Below are 16,719 nucleotides of genomic sequence, written 5' to 3'. Positions count from 1 at the left end.
CGGCGTCCTCACCTGCTTAACTAAATCTCCATAATTAAAGTTCTCCGCGAGAAAAATGGGAAAAAATAGACAAAAAGGTTTTGGTTTATTATCATAACTTTAGCAACTTTTTAATGGGAAGAGGAAAAGGAGGAACTTATATGAGAAAGTCTAAGAAACTTATTGCCCTTTCAATGGCGGCCCTTATGACGGCCATGACAGGATGTTCCGGCGGCCAGACGGCCTCAACACAGGCTGAAAGCGCGGCAGAGACACAGCCGGCCGGCACGGAAGCAGAGAGCGCAGGAGCTGGAGAAGAGGCAGCTGAGACCGGGAACCGCGTGACTGACGGAGAGGGATGGTATCTCTGGGATGAGAACGGCAATCTGACGCTGGAAGGCAGAGGCGCGGAGGGAAAAACAGCAGTAGTTTCATCCGGAAAATATGAGGCGTCCAAGGCCGGCCTTGAAGTTCTTCAGGCTGGAGGAAATGCGGTTGACGCAGCAGTAGCGGTATCGTTTGCACTCGGTGTAACGGAACCGAACTCTTCCGGTATCGGCGGAGGCGGATTCATGACAATCCACAGCGCAGACGGAGAAGACGTATTTGTAAACTTCCGTGAGAAAGCGCCTGCGGCGGCAACGCCTGATATGTGGCAGCTTGATGCTGAGGGAAACGTTATCGGCAACCAGAAGGCCATCGGCGGAAAATCAGTCGGTATTCCAGGCAACGTAAAGGGAATGGAATACGCTTTTGAAAAATACGGTTCCGGGAATGTGACCTGGGAAGAGGTAATTGCTCCGTCCGTTAAGCTGGCTGAGGAAGGATATATCGTTACCCCCACTCTTTATAACGACATGTTCGGTTCCTATGATGCAATGGTTAATTATCCGGAGTTCGGAAATGTATACCTGAATGCGGACGGATTAAATTATCAGGTGGGAGATACATTTAAGAACCCGGATCTTGCCAAAACGCTGAAAGCTATTTCCGACGGCGGAGCAGATGCATTCTATACAGGTGCAATCGCCCAGAAGATGGTTGATACGGTTAACAAATACGGCGGTTTATTCACTATGGATGACCTGGCAAATTATGAAGTGAAGGTAATGGAACCGGTAACCGGCACATACCGCGGATACAAGATTATTTCTTCCCCGCTTCCGTCCTCCGGCGGCACGCACGTAATTGAAGCGCTGAATATCATGGAAAATTTTGATATCGCCTCCATGGGATTTGACTCTGCGGAGAAGCTTCACATTATGACCGAGGCGTTTAAGATGTGTTTCCATGACCGTGAAGAGTTCATGGGAGATCCTGACTATGTGGAAGTTCCTGTAAACGGGATTCTTTCTAAAAAACGTGCAAAAGAGCTGGCAGCACAGATTGACCCGGCTGTAGCAAGCAAATATGAGCAGATCAGCCCATGGCAGTATGAGCATGAGGATACCACACATTTCTCCGTAGCCGATGCGGAAGGCAACATGGTTTCCGTAACACAGACAGTTAACGGCCTGTTTGGCGCCAAGATTATTCCGGACGGATACGGCTTTGTATTAAACAACGAGATGGATGACTTCTCGGCAAACCCGGAATCCCCGAATGCAATTGCAGGAAATAAGGTTCCGTTAAGCTCTATGAGCCCGACTGTAGTTCTGAAAGAGGACGGTTCTCCATTTATGGTATTAGGTTCTCCTGGAGCAACAAAGATTATCACAACCGTTACACAGATTATCAGCAACGTAATTGACTTTGACATGTCCATGCAGGAGGCAATTGACGCACCGCGTCTGTATAACAATGCGACAAGTGCGATTCAGTATGAGACACGTCTTAATGCCGACTCGATTAAGAAACTGGAAGAACTCGGAAATACGGTAGAGCCGAATGATGAGTTTAACCGTTCCTTTGGTTCTGTAAACGCCGTAATGTACGGTGAAGACGGAACACTGCTGGGCGGAGCAGACCCCAGACGTGACGGCAAGGCTCTCGGCTATTAATCGGCAAGATGAGTACATAATTATTTTAAAATATTAAACATTCGAAACAAATCAAAATATCTAGTCAATGAAAAAGGAGACAGGACAATGAAAAAGAAATTAGCAGCAGCATTAATATGCCTTTCCATGGCAGCAGCTTCCCTGACGGCCTGCGGCGGCGATACAACATCTACACCTGCAGCGACACAGGAGGCGGCAAAAACTGAGACACCTGCAGCCGGCGGTGAAGCGGCATCCGGAGACGTTAAGGAAATTACGGAAGCCATTGCGGAAGGACCGATTATTCTTACAAGCGTGGGACAGAGCGCCGATGTCAACGTAGTTCAGACACTTCTTAAAAAGTGTGAAATCGACAGCGACTTAAATGCTACTGTTACGGCAGACGATATGGGCAGCTACAAGACTCTGGTTCTGGCTATCGGCGGAAGCTCCAAGGGTCTCGGCGCCGCCGGAGTTGATGAGAATCAGGAATTAGACCGTGTAAAAAGTGTCATTGCAAAAGCTGAGGAGCAGGGAATGACGATCATAGCGCTTCATATCGGCGGCAGCGCAAGACGCGGTACCTTATCTGACAAATTCATCCCGGATGCTTTAGCGGCAGCCGATGCGGCAATCATTGTCTCGGAAGGTGACAGCGACGGTTTTATGAAGGGTATCGTAACAGAAAACGGCGTTGCAACTGCATTTATTGACAATCAGGTTGGAGCAGTAGAGCCTCTGAAGACTATTTTCGGTAAATAATGTAAAGTCTGTCAAACGGGGCCGCAAAAATTCAGCGGCCCCATTTACATAAGGGGACAGAAAGGAGTAAAAAGTGACTCACGAACTTATTATATTCATCGTAATGATTGGTATCTTCATGCTCGGCTGTTTTTTGGCAAAGCTTCCGGTAGGCGTGTCCATGATGCTTTCTGCAATCGGCGGCTGCCTGGCAGGGGGGGAAGGACTTCCGATCCGCCATCTGGTAGAAGGTACGTTCTCTTACATTGATACGATTCTTGTTATTGCAACCGCCATGGTATTTATGAAGGTGGTAGAAAAATCAGGTACTCTGGACGCATTGAGCGCCGTTATCATTAAAAAGTTCCATAAACATCCGGCAATTCTGCTGATTCTCATCATGGCGGTTATCATGTTCCCGGGTATGATTACAGGTTCTTCCACAGCAGCGGTACTGTCTGCGGGCAGCATTATGGCTCCGGTACTTCTGATTATGGGACTCGATACGGTGACGGCCGCAGCTTTGATTGCCATGGGCGGCCTTCTGGGTATGATTGCGCCTCCGGTTAACCTTCCGGCCATGATTATCGGCGGAGGTATTGACGTTCCTTTCGTCGGATTTGGCGCTCCTCTTCTGATTCTGACCATCCCTGTGGCTATTTTCTCGGTTTTGTTCCTGGGACTGAAACAGGCGAGGAATATGGATTATGAAAAAATGGAACCGCATCTAAACAAGGAAGTGGCTGAAAAGTACGGGTTCCGGATTTACATACCGCTGTTCGTACTCGTGATTCTGATGATGCTTACAAAGATATTCAAGATAATTCCTGATATCGGAATGCCTCTGATGTTCCTGATCAGTGCAATTGTAGGCCTGTTTACAGGCCGCAAGGTGAACCCGGTGGAGACGATTCAGGAGGCGCTTCACAGCTCTCTTCCGGTTATGGGTATCCTGATGGGCGTTGGCATGTTTATCCAGGTTATGACACTGACCGGCGTACGCGGATTTATCGTTATGACGTGTCTGGGACTTCCGGAAAGCCTGCGTCTGCTGGCAGCCGGCGTATCCATCCCGCTGTTCGGCGCCGTATCTTCCTTTGGCGCTTCCTCTGTACTCGGCGTGCCGTTTGCACTGGCATTCCTGAATATGGATACCGTATTTACGATTGCGGCGCTGTCCTTCATCGCAGCACTTGGCGACATGATGCCGCCGACTGCTCTGGCCGGCCTCTTTGCGGCTAAGATTACCGGTGTTGACAACTATGTAAAGGTTCTGAAGAGATGTATGGTTCCGATGGCAGTAATGCTTGTATACGGAATGGTATTCATCTATTTCTCAAAGACAATTGCAGGATGGTTTTAAAAGGGGGATACAAATATGATTACATTGATTTACAGAGCCATTGCGCTTTTGTTCCTTGTATTTACAGCAATTGACATGTACAAAGAAGATGCTCCGTCAATGAAGGTGAACGCTTGTATGGTAATGGTACCTCTTTTACTGCGCGTCCTGATGATTAAATAAGGAGGACTGAAAATGGAATTTTTTAAGACACATAAAAATCTCGTTACAGCAGTCTGCGCCGTAGCAAGTATCGCCGTTGCCGTAGTCGCCGGAAAAGATTTCTACGATTTCAGACATTATCAGGAAGTAATTATCCCCGGTGAAGGGGTGACGTCAACTTTCCAGTTAAGCGAATATAATGAGAATTTAAAAGGTACATTCGGCGATACAACTGTCTATGTGATGCAGGGTGAAAAAGAGGGAGGTTCTTTCCTGGTACTTGGCGGGACTCATCCCAATGAGCCTTCGGGACATATGGCGGCAATCACGATGATTGAAAGCGGTAAGGTGGAAGCCGGTACGGTTTATGTAATTCCCAGAACCGACAACAGTGCATTCACACATAATGATCCGCAGGAGGGCTCTCCCCATTTCTATCATTTTGAGACAGAGAGCGGTACGCGCCAGTTTGTATACGGATCGCGTGCCTCCAATCCGATTGACCAGTGGCCGGATCCGGACGTATATACCCACACGTCGGGACAGACGCTTTCCGGAAGCGAGATGCGTAATATCAACCGCGCTTATCCGGGCGTAAAGGACGGCACGCTGACGGAACAGATTGCCTATGCGATTACGAATATGATCAATACGCTGGATATTGATATGGAGATGGATCTACATGAGGCATCTCCTGAGTATCCGACCATCAATGCAACCGTTGCCCATGAGAGGGCAATGAATATGGCTTCCATGGGAATCCTGGAGCTGCAGATGGCAGGAATCAATATGTCGCTGGAGCCGTCACCCGTTTCCCTGCACGGCTTAACACACCGTGAGCTGGGGGATCACACCAATACGCTGGCTCTTCTGATGGAGACGGGAAACCCGGCTCAGGGACGTCTCCACGGAAAGATTGACGAAGCTCTGATTTTAACCGGTAAAGATAACTGTTATATGAAGGCATCTGAGCTTGGCTATCTGTATATCCCCTACGATGAAAACGGAGTTCCTCTGGAACTGCGTGTCGGAAGACATTTACAGGGATGCATAGAGTATATGAAAGCTTTTAATGAAGTATACGGAGCTGAAAAAGGGGAGCTTATCATGACAGGCATTCCTACCTATGAAGAGCTGACAACAGGCGGCCATAAGCTGGGTGAGTACCTGAACTGATAGCAGCCCCGGGAAAAACCAGGCGCGATTTACGGTTTGCCTGCATAACAGACAGATGAAAGAGCATTCTTCGAAACGGGAATCCCGGGCCGAAAGAATGCTTTTTCTCCGTATAACCAGGCAGCAGGAAGTTATAAATCTAATTTCATGTAGATTGATGTATCCATAGGGCTGTTGTTGTAACCGGAAATTTCATAAAAACCCTGCTTTTTATACATGTGTATTGCACTTTGCAAAAACGGCAGCGTATCCAGCAGCATATGGGAATAGCCGATTTCCTTAGCTTCGTGTATAATCTGCTCCATGAGCAGGCGGCCGATATGTCTGCCGCGAAAGGCAGGACGGACATAGAGGCGCTTTACCTCACAGTTTTTATTATCAATTCTCTTTAACCCAATACACCCGGCAGGCTCTTTATCGGAATAAGCCAGGTAAAGCCGTCCATAAGGCAGGCCGTATTTTGTTTGTAAATCTTCTAATTCCTCATCGTAGTTCTGTAGCTCCAGATAATTTTTAATATCTGAATCTCCCTCGATTAACATATCCGTGTATTCTGTCAATAACTCTCGGATTTCCTCCTGGAAATTGTATGCGGGTACTATTTCTATACTCATTCCATCTCCTTTCAAGCTGCAGGTCTTATGCTCTGTGAGCAGAGGCTTTTGCAATGTATAACAGTCTGATCAGTAATAAAATAAAAAGCTCATTTTTGGGCGTTGAAAGCTCATTAATGGGCATATTAATTGACCGAAAATGAGACAAAAGGACTTACATATCCTGCTCATGGGTATGGGACCCTTTATGTTTCAAGGCTTTTTACTTGATTATGGCAGAGCGGTAAAGTTGGCACGTAAATTGCTTATTATATAGCTATAAGAAAATACTGCAAGGCGCCGGCAGAAAAAAATAGAATCTAAGTGGAGGAAGAATCATGAAGTTTGGAGTATTGAAGGATATCAAGGTTGGAGAGTACCGCGTTATCGCAACACCGGCAGAGGTGAGCATGATTGCATCAGACGGACATGAGGTTTACGTTCAGAGGGGGGCGGGAGAAGGCTCCGGCTTCAGCGATGAGGCTTATGCGGCAGAAGGTGCAAAGCTGGTTGATACAAAGGAGGAGATTTACGGCGAATGCGATTTTGTTGCAAAGGTGAAAGAATTTGAACCTTCAGAATACGGCCTGCTCCGTGAAAATCAGATTGTGTTTACCTGTATTCATCCGGCAGCCCATCCTGAGGAGGTACAGGCTCTTTTGGACAGCAAATGCATTGCCTTTACAGCGGAGGATTCTCACCGGTATGGCTCGCCAAACTGCGAGGCGGCCGGCAAGCAGGGCGCTTTAATGGGACTGGATTCCCTTCTGGCGATTCACGGCGGCAAGGGCAAGTTTGTCAATGGACTCGGCGGCGCTCCCGGTATTAAAGCGCTGGTTCTGGGCGGCGGAATTGTAGGCAAGTCCGTAGCCTCCGTGCTCCACTCGCTTGGCGCCTGGGTGACTGTGATGGATATTAATATCGGAACGCTCCGGGAAATCGGAAAGCAGTTTAACGAAGAAGTTAACACCCAGATTTCCAACCGCTATAATATCAAAAAGCTTCTTCCGGAAATTGACGTGGTTTATAATTGTGTAAAATGGCCGAAAGACGCCAAAGAATTCCTGATTGACCGTGAAATGGTCCGTTCAATGGAAAAGGGGTCCGTTATTGTCGATATCAGCAACGACGTGGGCGCGATAGAGACATTCCATGAGACGACTCATGACAATCCGCGCTATATTGAAGAAGGTGTCGTCCACTATTGTGTCAGCAACATTCCGGGAGCCATTGCGCAGTCCACTTCCATAGCTTATGCGGCCTCGGTGCTTCCTCATTTCAGAAGCATCATGAAGAACGGTGTGGCGGGAGCCTGCGAAAGAGACGGTTATCTGAGAAGAAGCCTCACGGCGTATAAAGGATTTCTGACGCATGAGGAGACGAGCGCGATTCAGGGAAGGCCGTGGATCCGGCCGGAGGATGTACTTCAGATAGCAGATCGCAGACTGGATCCGGCACCGCCTGCCACGGGAACAAAATCCGGCAATTTTATTCAAATGTAATTGCATGCTGGGTACGGTAAAGCGTTATAAAATGAGAGGAGGCCTGACATGAATCATAATCTGGACTTTTTATTTCTGTCTGAGGCGGATGCAGTTAAAGCGGGAGCCGGTGACATACATACCTGCATCCAGGTAATGGATGAAGTATTTGACCTGCTGGGTCAGGGAGATTATCTGATGGGGGCTCCCAACCATAATTCCCACGGAATCAAGATCTATTTCCCGAAGGAGACACCCTTTTCCGGGATGCCGGTCAAAGGGCCGGATCGGAGATTTATGGCCCTGATCGGGTACCTGGGCGGAAGATTCCATGTATGCGGTGAAAAATGGTATGGCTCTAATCTTGCCAACCGGGAAAAGGGCCTGCCGCGTTCTATCCTGACCACGGTGCTGAATGACCCGGACACGGGAGCGCCTCTCGCCATCATGTCAGCCAACGCGCTGAGCGCTGCGCGGACGGGAGCAATACCTGCGGTCGGAGCCAAGTATTTTGCCAGAAATCAGGCGGAGACGGTAAGCGCCATCGGTATCGGAGTAATAGGCAGAGCGTGCCTGGAAGCCCTGATGGATGTACTGAAATCGATCCGTGAGATCCGTCTCTGCGACATCGATGAGGCAGCCGCAAAGCGGTATGCGGAGGAATTAAGGGAAAAATACAAGGTGAGTGTTAAAGTGGCAGCCTCTGTGGAAGAAGCGGTCAGAGGGAGCGACGTAGTTAATGTAGCCACATCGGGCAGTGTCTCCCCGCGGATAGAGGATGAATGGCTGAAGGAGGGGGCGCTCCTTACCCTTCCGGCCAGCGCGGACATCAGTGAAAACTTGATGATGGATTCACGGATTGTAGTTGACAACTGGGAGATGTACGAGGCATATGCGGAGGAATTAAGAAATGCAAAAGGCGGCTTTGGAAAGAATCTGAGCGGCATCTGCGGATTCATGATGGATCTGGTCTGGGATGGGAAAATCAGGAAAGAGGATATTACCGGCCTGGGAGATGTGGCGGCAGGCAAAGCCGAGGGAAGACACGACGACAAGGAAAAGGTGATTTTCATTATGGATGGAATGCCGATCGAGGATTTGGCCTGGGGATATACCATTTACCGGAATGCCCTGGAACAGGGCATTGGAAAGCGACTGAATCTTTGGGGAGACTTGACGTAGGACAAAAGGCGGAGGGCCGGAAGCGAAGGGGTGATTCCGGCCCGTAAGGTGTAAATGCAGGAGGGTTATATGAGTGTAAATGATTTTTTACTTGATTTTGCAATAGCTTCACTGTTTATTATGATTGGACAGCTCATCCGGGCAAAAGTGAAAGTGGTTCAGAAATTTTTCGTTCCTGCCAGTATGATAGCCGGCTTCATTGCGCTGGCTCTGGGAAGCCAGGGGCTTAACATCCTGCCGTTTTCAGAGGCCATCGGCTCTTATGCAGGAGTGTTGATTATTGTGATTTTTGCGGCAGTGGGAATCAACGGATTTTCCTTTTCAAAGAATGACTTTAAGGCAGAGGTGGACCGCATCGGCTCATATTTCTCCTACAAAGTGCTGGCTCAGGCAATCCAGTTCAGTCTTGCTCCGCTTTTTTCAATCCTTGTAATATCTAAATTGTTTCCGGACATTAATTATGGATTCGGGCTTCTCCTGGCATCCGGATTTTCCGGAGGACATGGAACGGCGGCAGCGGTCGGCTCCACGTTCCAGAGACTGGGCGATACGGATGCAATGGATATTGCCATGACCTGTGCCACTGTCGGCATCCTGGCGGGCATATTCGGAGGCCTGTTCTTCATAAAACTGGGAACAAAGCGGGGCTGGACAAAATATGTCAAGAGTTTTCAGTATATTTCCGGCGACTTAAAGACAGGGCTGATCCCGGATGAAAAACGTAAATCCATGGGGCAGGAGCCGGTATCCTCGATGGTACTGGATCCGCTGGCCTGGCATCTGGCAATCCTCCTGGTTGCCTCCGGGGCGGGAATGCTTTTAAATAAGTGGATATTTAACGTGACCGGACTGGATCTGCCTACATATCTGGTAGCTTTTCTAATCGCCATTGTCATGTTTCTTGTATTTAAAAAGGTGGGAGTCAGCAAATACGTGGACGAAAATGTAATCAGCCGTATTTCCGGTACAGCCACGGATTATCTGGTGTTTTTCGGAATTGCCTCCATCAAGATTTCGGTAATTGTTAAATATGCGGTTCCTCTTGCGATGCTTTTGCTCTGCGGAATTGTTATCGTTGTTATGACACTGATGTTCTTTGGACCTGCCATGAACAAGGGAAGCTGGTTTGAACGTTCGATTTTTGTTTTCGGCTATTCCACCGGCGTTTTTGCAATCGGATTTATCCTGCTGCGCATTGTGGATCCGGAAAACCTGTCCAAGACATTAAATGATACGGCCTTTGCCGCGCCGTTTACGACGCCGATTGAAATGTTTGCATGGTCGATGGGACCAATGATGCTGCTGAACGGAAACCACTGGAAGTTTATCGGTCTTTATCTTCTCGTTATGGCGGCCTGCGTTATAGTCAATGTCATATTCAAATGGTGGTGGCTGAAGCTGCCGCTTGACCGGCCGGCCGAAGGGGAAATCTGACGTTACTATTCACAGCCGCTATTCCGCGAGGCGTTTTCACTCGCATTTTGAGTGAAAATCCCGAGTTATACGGCGCGAAACGGAGTTTTTACCGTTTCTGTGCATCGCGAAGCGTGTTACTGTTCGTAGAACCGCGTTTTTCAGCGGGGCTGTGAATAGTAACAATCTGACGTATTGTAATCCCTTGCAATCTTTGATACTATTTCTTTATACTTATGCTGCCGTTCTATAGGATACGACGGTGCAGAGAAATGGTGAAAGAGGGGGCGGGATAATGGAATTAATGAAGAAACTGTTCCACGGAAAAGGTTATATTGACGGCATTACAATTATCAACCTGGAGGGGGAGATCCTGTTCACAGCCAAACTGAACAACAAGCTCTCCAGCCAGGAGGAACCATATGAGCTGGTGGGACAGAAATTTTTAGATGTATATGAGAATCTGGATCCGAAGACAAGCACTACCATCAAAGCTATGGAACTGGGACTTCCGGTCTATATTGAGAACCAGCTTCTGAAGGCCCAGGGCAAGGAGGAAATCCGGATCACCTCCCTGTCCATCCCTATCAAGAGCGGAAAACAGATTGTGGGAGCCATTGATCTGTCCATGCAGGAGTCGGAGGAAGAGCTGGAACAGAATTCGGAGCGGGTGGAATTAAGCTATTCCAGTTTTCCCGTCAGCAGCTCAGGAAAGCTGGTCAACCGGAACACGGCTTTCTTTACAATAGCGGATATCATTGCCGTAGACGAGAAAATGAAGAAAGCAAGGGAGTACATAAGCGTTGTGGCCGCCTGTGATCTGCCTGTCATGATATGCGGCGAGACGGGGACGGGCAAGGAAGTGTTTGCCCAGGCAATCCACAATACGAGCGCAAGAAGGGATAAGCCTTTTATTGCCCAGAACTGCGCCGCCCTGCCGGATACGCTTCTTGAGAGTATTCTTTTTGGAACCTCCAAAGGAGCTTTTACCGGGGCCACGGAAAATAAGGGCTTATTCGAATTGGCTGACGGCGGGACGCTTTTTCTGGATGAAATCAACTCGATGCCGATTCATCTCCAGTCGAAGCTGCTCCGTGTTCTTCAGGACGGTCACTTCAGGAGCCTGGGGGCAAGGGAAGCAAAATCCGTAGATGTGAAAATCATCGCAGCGATTAACACAGAACCTTTGAAGGCAATTGAAGAGGGGCAGCTGCGCCGTGATATTTATTACAGGCTGAGCATGATGTCCATTACGATTCCGCCTTTGAGGGAGAGGAAGAAGGATATCGCCCATTTTGTTAAATTTTATGTAAACAAGCATAATGATACATTTAATAAAAATGTACAGTATGTTTCAAAAGAACTGTTAGCAAGACTGGAAGAATACGACTGGCCCGGCAACGTCCGTGAGCTGGAGCATATTATCGTATACGGAATGAGTATGGTCGGGGAAAACAGCAATATGCTGAAGTTCGAAGATATCGAAGATAAGTTTTGCGAAATGAAGAGCAGTGTGAAAAAAGAAGCGGAGGAGGGAGATACCCTCTGTCCGTCTTTGAGAGATGCCGTCGGCGAATACGAGAGGGGCATTATAGCCAGAACAATGGCCGTCACGGCGGGCAATATTTCGGAGGCTGCTAAAATTTTAGACGTGCCCAGGCAGACCCTTCAAAGAAAGGTAAAACAATACGGAATCCTTTTGTAAATGCCTTCGGAAAGATTGGTTTGCCGGGAAGAAAGGCATAAAAATGAGTGGAAGGATTAACAAAGAATCAGTAAGAGATATGCTGCTTCTGGTGATAGGGGCATTGATATACAGTGTCGGGACCCAGAGCTTTATCGTGCCGGCCAATATTGCGCCGGGCGGAGCAGTGGGTATCGCCCTGATGATGAATTATGTCACCGGCCTGCCGGTGGGCAGGATGACGCTTCTGGTGAACCTGCCGCTGCTGGTTCTGGCCTGGTTTTATCTAAGCCGCCGATTCGCGCTTCGGACGGCGGTGGCCTGCGGTATTTGTTCCATTATTCTGGATTACGTGGTGGCGCCAATCTGTCCGGTTTATGCGGGAGACCGGATGATGAGCAGCCTCTACGGCGGAATACTGGTGGGGATTGGAATGGCATTTATCTTTTTGTCCGGATCAACTACCGGAGGAAGCGATGTGGCCGGATACCTGTTTCAGAAAAAATATCCCCATGTCCAAATCGGGCGTGCTCTCCTGATCATAGACGGGATTATCCTGTCCCTTTCAATTTTTGTTTTCCGCAATGTGGACGCAGCCCTGTTCGGCATGATCAGCCTGTATGCCCAGACAAAGGTGATTGATACGATTATTTACGGGAGCGATGCGGGAAGCAAGGCGTCGATTATCACCGCACATCCCGATGAAATTGCCGGGAGAATCATAAGGGAGCTGGATCGGAGCGCAACAATACTGCCGGGAAAGGGAGCTTACAGCGGCCGGGAGACTTCGGTTGTACTTTGTACGGTCAGAAAGTCGGAATTTGCAAGGCTTAAAAGAATTATCCACGAAACAGATGAAAATGCATTTGTCATGGTGACAGAGACAACGGAGGTAATTGGACTGGGATTTAAGGATTTCTCTGACGCGGTGCAATGATAACCTGCATGCGCCGTGCAAAGGCCACCGTCTTCAAACGATAACCTGCACGCTCTGCGCACAGGTTGTCGTCAATAAAATACCGGGAAGCAGCAGCCGGAAGGCCGCTTTTTCCCGGTATTTTTTTCTTTAACAGCAGGGCAGCAGGGAGCGCACTGCGTAATTACCACAGGAATAAATACGGACGTACAGGTTTGTCTGACCCTAATGTTAACTAAAAATAAAAATAGGTTGACAATTGAGACCTGCACAGGTATATTTAATTCATCACACAGTCAATAGAGGAGGATGTATGAGACAGAAATTAAACGTAAGAGACATGACGGTCTGTGCCCTTTTTACCACACTTACGGCGGTGGGAGCCTTTATCAAGATTCCGGTTCCGGTAGTTCCCTTTACGCTCCAGTTCCTTTTTACCACAATGGCGGGATTGCTGCTGGGCAAACGTCTAGGGGCGCTTAGTGTTGCCGTCTATGTGGCGCTTGGACTTGCAGGCCTGCCCATTTTTGCAGAGGGGGGAGGCCTTGGATATCTGTTCAGGCCCAGCTTCGGCTATCTGATAGGTTTTTGCGCAGGAGCCTGGGTGACAGGCGCGATTGCGGAAAAAGGCGGAAGGAAGCCGGGCTTTGGCAGGCTTCTTGCCGCAAACTTCGCAGGCCTGTTTGTGGTATATCTGTTCGGCATGGTGTATTACTATGTGATTGGAAATTATGTAATCGATTCGCCGATAGGAATCTGGCCGCTGTTTCTCTACTGTTTTCTGCTGGCTGTACCGGGGGACATTGCCCTGTGCATACTGGGGGCGGCTCTCGGCAGACGGATTATCCCGGTTCTCGGTATTGAAGTGAGAAGGAACGGGAAACAGGCAACGGCCGGTTTAAAAGAATAGACAGGAGAGGAGCTGACAACAGATGGACAGACAACAGAAGAACGGGAAACAGGCAGGCGGAGGATTATTTATAACAGCAACGGGGACTGACGTAGGAAAGACATATGTGACGGGCCTGCTGATAAAGAAACTCAGGCAGGCCGGTTATAATGCAGGGTATTATAAAGCGGCTCTAAGCGGCGCGGTAAGAGTGGGCGGCAGCCTGATACCGGGTGACGCCGATTATGTTAACAGGGAGGCAGAGCTTGGGGCGTCGGCTAAAGAGATGGTGCCCTATATTTATGAAAATGCCGTTTCTCCTCATCTCGCCGCACAGATTGAAGGAAACCCGGTGGAAATGAAAACGGTCGTCGATGGCTTCCTCCGTGCGGCAAAGCAGTACGATTACCTTACTATGGAAGGCAGCGGAGGAATTGTCTGTCCAATACGGTATGACGGGCCAAAGAGCGGTGAAGTTAAGATATTTCTGGAAGACCTGATCAGGGAACTGAACCTTCCCTCCGTCATTGTAGCGGACGCAGGGCTTGGAACTATCAATGCCACAGTCCTGACGGCAGAATATATGAGAAACAGGAATTTGGAAGTAAAGGGAATAATACTCAACCGCTGTCATATCGGAAGCAGAATGGAAGAGGATAATAAAAAGATGGTGGAAGAATTGACTAAAATCCCGGTTATTGCATGTGTCGGGGAAGGCAGCAATGAGCTGGATACCGACGCCGGTTTTTTAGCTGCTCTATACGGGAAACAGTCTGAGAAAAGAGAGGAATGGAAATAATGGCAGGGCAAATGACATTAGAGGAGAGGGATTTAAAGCATATCTGGCACCCATGCTCCCAAATGAAGGATTATGAAACGTTAAAACCTATTGTTATAGACAGGGGAGAAGGCGTCCATCTCTATGATATATATGGGAAAGAGTACATAGATATCGTCAGTTCCTGGTGGTGTAATCTGCTGGGGCACTGTAATCCGGAGATAAACGGAGCGGTAAAGAGTCAGCTCGACCGGCTGGAGCATGTAATATTTTCAAACTTTACCCACGAACCTGCGATAAAACTGTGTGAAGAGCTTGTGAAGGTGATCCCGGCAGGTCTGACCCGGTTCAACTTTTCCGATAACGGTTCGGCTGCCGTCGAGTGTGCCCTGAAAATGAGTTTTCAATACCAGTATCAGACAGGCCATCCCAAACGGCAGCGGTTTATGTGCCTTTCAGAAGGATATCATGGAGAGACAATCGGGGCTTTATCGGTCGGGAGCATGGATTTGTATGCGAGAATCTATAAACCGATGCTGATGGATACTATTCAGATAAAAGCGCCGGATTGCTACCGCTGTCCTTATGGCAAATGCAGGGACTGCTGTCAGGCGGAATGCTTTGCTGAGGCAGAAACGGCATTTGAACGGTACGGAAAGGAGACATGCGCGATCATTGTTGAGCCTCTGCTCCAGGGAAGCGCCGGCATGAGAATTTATCCTCCGGTTTACCTCCAAAAACTCAGAAAGCTCTGTGATGAGTCGGGAATCCTGCTGATAGCGGACGAGATAGCTACCGGGTTTGGCAGGACAGGAAAAATGTTCGCTTTCGAGCATGCCGGTGTCAGCCCGGACATCATGTGCATATCCAAAGGGCTGACAGGCGGCTATATGCCGATGGCTATCACCATTACGACAGAGCAGATATATGAGGCATTCTATGCCGACTATAACGAGGGAAAAGCATTTATGCACAGCCACACCTACAGCGGCAATCCTCTTGGATGCTCGGCCGGTCTGGCGGTTCTCTCCATTCTTCAAAAGGACCGGGTTCTGGAAAAGGCTGAAAAAAGGGCTGCCTTCCTGACCGAAAAGCTGGCGGAACGTCTTGGTTCTCATCCTCATGTCGGTGAGATACGCCATATAGGGCTGATTCATGCGCTGGAGCTGGTGGAGGACAAAGCTTCGAAGAAGGGCTATCCCCCGGAAGAGAGGGTAGGCTACCAGGTGTATAAAAAAGCTCTGGAGCGCGGGCTGATTCTCCGGCCTCTCGGCAATGTGCTTTATTTTAATCCTCCGTTAATTATCAATGAGGATGAACTGGAGCAGGCTGTCACGCGGTGCGTTTCAGCGATAGAGGCGGTTGAGAGGCTCCGGTAATCAGAAGAAAATTCATGCCCCGGCAGACTCCGCGCTGCAGCGGCATGAATTTTCTGCCGCTGCAGCGGGCCGCCTCAGGAAGAAAATCCCGGGAACCGTTTTTCTCTGATACAGACAGTCTACCGCTGGTTTAAATACTCCATAATTCCCATATGTATCGTCCATGCCACCCGATCCTGGTAATCCTCCGAATTCAGCATCTTTGACTCACTCCAGTTGCTCAGAAAGCCGCATTCCACAATCACGATGGGGCATTTCACATGCAGGAGGAGATAGTAGTTGTCATTCGCCTTGGCAAGTCTTGTATTTTTTTCACCAAGAACATAATCAAACCTTTTCTGTATTTTTTCGGCCAGCTTCTTACCCTTTTCCGAACCCTTATAGTAAAATACCTGACCGCCGGATATTGCTTCCTGATGGTAGCTGTTTTGATGGACGCTTACGACGATATCCGGATCCGTCTCTGCAATTGTCTGACAGCGCTGTTTCATATCGGCCATTTTTTTGCTGCTGTCACTGGACTTATAGAGGCCCTTGTCGTCGTCCCTTGTCAGGATTACCTCCACATCGGACTGTTCCAGATATTCCTTCAGTTTCAGTGTAATCGCCAGGTTGATATCCTTTTCCAGGCTGCCGTCCACACCGACTTTACCCGGATCATTTCCGCCGTGGCCGGCATCCAGGACGACTACCGGTTTTTCTTTTCCAATATGTACACTGGTTCCGGACACCGACAGTCCGGCGTACCGCGTCATCATAAATACCCCGGTCAGCAGGACAAATCCGGCTGCCGCTTCCACTGTGAGCCGTTTTACAATCCGTTTTAACACATTTTCACCTGAAATCAATTACGGTTATAAAAAGTATATTCGCAGAATCAGGGTTCATGCCGATTTTGAAATGGAGATTTAACTGAGGTAGGAGGACGCGTCCGGAACGGACCATGTCCGGTGTGGTGAGGGGGCTCTTGCTGAGACTTCCGTCCCCGTGAGAGGTTGGTCGTGGAGGGGGAATCCGGCCGGAAT

The 16,719-nt window shown here is 48.8% G+C and carries 15 protein-coding genes; 13 read left to right on the top strand and 2 right to left on the bottom strand.

The genetic code is table 11. The features are described 5' to 3' along the window. The first annotated feature begins 140 nt into the window (after positions 1 to 140). The 5 genes from ggt to CLOSYM_RS21345 all read left to right on the top strand — a co-directional run bounded on the left by ggt (position 141) and on the right by CLOSYM_RS21345 (position 5,379). The gene (gene ggt / locus CLOSYM_RS21360; RefSeq protein WP_003500976.1) at positions 141 to 1,979 is read left to right on the top strand and encodes a gamma-glutamyltransferase; all 1,839 of its coding nucleotides are present in this window, start codon (positions 141 to 143) and stop codon (positions 1,977 to 1,979) included. An 87-nt stretch (positions 1,980 to 2,066) separates the two neighbouring features. Further along, complete coding sequence (locus tag CLOSYM_RS21355) at positions 2,067 to 2,720, top strand: DUF6305 family protein (RefSeq protein WP_021643794.1); 654 nt, start codon at positions 2,067 to 2,069, stop codon at positions 2,718 to 2,720. Positions 2,721 to 2,793: 73 nt separating this feature from the next. After that, positions 2,794 to 4,062 carry a TRAP transporter large permease subunit gene (locus tag CLOSYM_RS21350; protein WP_003509929.1) on the top strand — a complete coding sequence of 423 codons (1,269 nt, stop codon included), beginning with the start codon at positions 2,794 to 2,796 and terminating at the stop codon, positions 4,060 to 4,062. A gap of 15 nt (positions 4,063 to 4,077) precedes the next feature. Further along, the gene (locus CLOSYM_RS22850) at positions 4,078 to 4,224 is read left to right on the top strand and encodes a hypothetical protein (RefSeq protein ID WP_009297281.1); all 147 of its coding nucleotides are present in this window, start codon (positions 4,078 to 4,080) and stop codon (positions 4,222 to 4,224) included. Between the two features lie 12 nt (positions 4,225 to 4,236). Continuing rightward, entirely contained in the window at positions 4,237 to 5,379 is a 1,143-nt protein-coding gene (locus CLOSYM_RS21345) for a M14 family metallopeptidase (RefSeq protein ID WP_021643792.1), read from the top strand. Positions 5,380 to 5,510: 131 nt separating this feature from the next. Here the strand turns inward: CLOSYM_RS21345 and CLOSYM_RS21340 are convergent, their stop codons facing one another. Further along, the gene (locus CLOSYM_RS21340; RefSeq protein WP_021643791.1) at positions 5,511 to 5,993 is read right to left on the bottom strand and encodes a GNAT family N-acetyltransferase; all 483 of its coding nucleotides are present in this window, start codon (positions 5,991 to 5,993) and stop codon (positions 5,511 to 5,513) included. A 317-nt stretch (positions 5,994 to 6,310) separates the two neighbouring features. On the opposite strand from CLOSYM_RS21340, the gene CLOSYM_RS21335 reads away from it, so the two are divergent. From CLOSYM_RS21335 to bioA, 8 genes are all read left to right on the top strand, one after another. After that, positions 6,311 to 7,474, top strand: coding sequence for an alanine dehydrogenase (locus CLOSYM_RS21335; protein WP_021643790.1), 1,164 nt, complete (start codon positions 6,311 to 6,313; stop codon positions 7,472 to 7,474). A 48-nt stretch (positions 7,475 to 7,522) separates the two neighbouring features. After that, the gene (locus CLOSYM_RS21330) at positions 7,523 to 8,635 is read left to right on the top strand and encodes a tyramine oxidase subunit B (protein WP_021643789.1); all 1,113 of its coding nucleotides are present in this window, start codon (positions 7,523 to 7,525) and stop codon (positions 8,633 to 8,635) included. 69 nt (positions 8,636 to 8,704) lie between these two features. Beyond that, positions 8,705 to 10,069 carry a sodium/glutamate symporter gene (locus tag CLOSYM_RS21325; protein WP_003509921.1) on the top strand — a complete coding sequence of 455 codons (1,365 nt, stop codon included), beginning with the start codon at positions 8,705 to 8,707 and terminating at the stop codon, positions 10,067 to 10,069. 274 nt (positions 10,070 to 10,343) lie between these two features. Beyond that, positions 10,344 to 11,753 carry a sigma-54 interaction domain-containing protein gene (locus tag CLOSYM_RS21320; protein WP_044903106.1) on the top strand — a complete coding sequence of 470 codons (1,410 nt, stop codon included), beginning with the start codon at positions 10,344 to 10,346 and terminating at the stop codon, positions 11,751 to 11,753. Between the two features lie 43 nt (positions 11,754 to 11,796). Beyond that, positions 11,797 to 12,669: a YitT family protein gene (locus CLOSYM_RS21315; protein ID WP_003500962.1), complete on the top strand. Its 873-nt coding sequence runs from the start codon at positions 11,797 to 11,799 to the stop codon at positions 12,667 to 12,669. 292 nt (positions 12,670 to 12,961) lie between these two features. Further along, positions 12,962 to 13,558, top strand: a complete 597-nt coding sequence (locus tag CLOSYM_RS21310) for a biotin transporter BioY (protein ID WP_003509915.1) — start codon at positions 12,962 to 12,964, stop codon at positions 13,556 to 13,558. A 22-nt stretch (positions 13,559 to 13,580) separates the two neighbouring features. Further along, entirely contained in the window at positions 13,581 to 14,336 is a 756-nt protein-coding gene (bioD, locus tag CLOSYM_RS21305; RefSeq protein ID WP_003500958.1) for a dethiobiotin synthase, read from the top strand. After that, on the top strand, positions 14,336 to 15,694 hold the full coding sequence (bioA, locus tag CLOSYM_RS21300) for an adenosylmethionine--8-amino-7-oxononanoate transaminase (RefSeq protein ID WP_009297273.1): 1,359 nt from the start codon (positions 14,336 to 14,338) through the stop codon (positions 15,692 to 15,694). The genes bioD and bioA overlap by 1 nt, the downstream gene beginning before the upstream one ends. A gap of 119 nt (positions 15,695 to 15,813) precedes the next feature. Here bioA and CLOSYM_RS21295 read toward each other — a convergent pair whose 3' ends face one another. Further along, entirely contained in the window at positions 15,814 to 16,452 is a 639-nt protein-coding gene (locus tag CLOSYM_RS21295) for an N-acetylmuramoyl-L-alanine amidase (protein ID WP_172681951.1), read from the bottom strand. Positions 16,453 to 16,719 lie beyond the last annotated feature (267 nt).

Origin of the sequence: [Clostridium] symbiosum ATCC 14940, from assembly GCF_000466485.1 — a bacterium.
Taxonomy (GTDB): Bacteria; Bacillota; Clostridia; order Lachnospirales; family Lachnospiraceae; genus Otoolea; species Otoolea symbiosa.
This window is presented reverse-complemented; position numbering and strand designations above follow the sequence as displayed.

Coding starts and splice junctions, on each gene's coding strand:
- ggt (WP_003500976.1), top strand. CDS start 141: ATGAGAAAGTCTAAGAAACTTATTGCCCTTTCAATGGCGGCCCTTATG.
- CLOSYM_RS21355 (WP_021643794.1), top strand. CDS start 2,067: ATGAAAAAGAAATTAGCAGCAGCATTAATATGCCTTTCCATGGCAGCA.
- CLOSYM_RS22850 (WP_009297281.1), top strand. CDS start 4,078: ATGATTACATTGATTTACAGAGCCATTGCGCTTTTGTTCCTTGTATTT.
- CLOSYM_RS21345 (WP_021643792.1), top strand. CDS start 4,237: ATGGAATTTTTTAAGACACATAAAAATCTCGTTACAGCAGTCTGCGCC.
- CLOSYM_RS21340 (WP_021643791.1), bottom strand. CDS start 5,993: ATGAGTATAGAAATAGTACCCGCATACAATTTCCAGGAGGAAATCCGA.
- CLOSYM_RS21335 (WP_021643790.1), top strand. CDS start 6,311: ATGAAGTTTGGAGTATTGAAGGATATCAAGGTTGGAGAGTACCGCGTT.
- CLOSYM_RS21330 (WP_021643789.1), top strand. CDS start 7,523: ATGAATCATAATCTGGACTTTTTATTTCTGTCTGAGGCGGATGCAGTT.
- CLOSYM_RS21325 (WP_003509921.1), top strand. CDS start 8,705: ATGAGTGTAAATGATTTTTTACTTGATTTTGCAATAGCTTCACTGTTT.
- CLOSYM_RS21320 (WP_044903106.1), top strand. CDS start 10,344: ATGGAATTAATGAAGAAACTGTTCCACGGAAAAGGTTATATTGACGGC.
- CLOSYM_RS21315 (WP_003500962.1), top strand. CDS start 11,797: ATGAGTGGAAGGATTAACAAAGAATCAGTAAGAGATATGCTGCTTCTG.
- CLOSYM_RS21310 (WP_003509915.1), top strand. CDS start 12,962: ATGAGACAGAAATTAAACGTAAGAGACATGACGGTCTGTGCCCTTTTT.
- bioD (WP_003500958.1), top strand. CDS start 13,581: ATGGACAGACAACAGAAGAACGGGAAACAGGCAGGCGGAGGATTATTT.
- bioA (WP_009297273.1), top strand. CDS start 14,336: ATGGCAGGGCAAATGACATTAGAGGAGAGGGATTTAAAGCATATCTGG.
- CLOSYM_RS21295 (WP_172681951.1), bottom strand. CDS start 16,452: ATGATGACGCGGTACGCCGGACTGTCGGTGTCCGGAACCAGTGTACAT.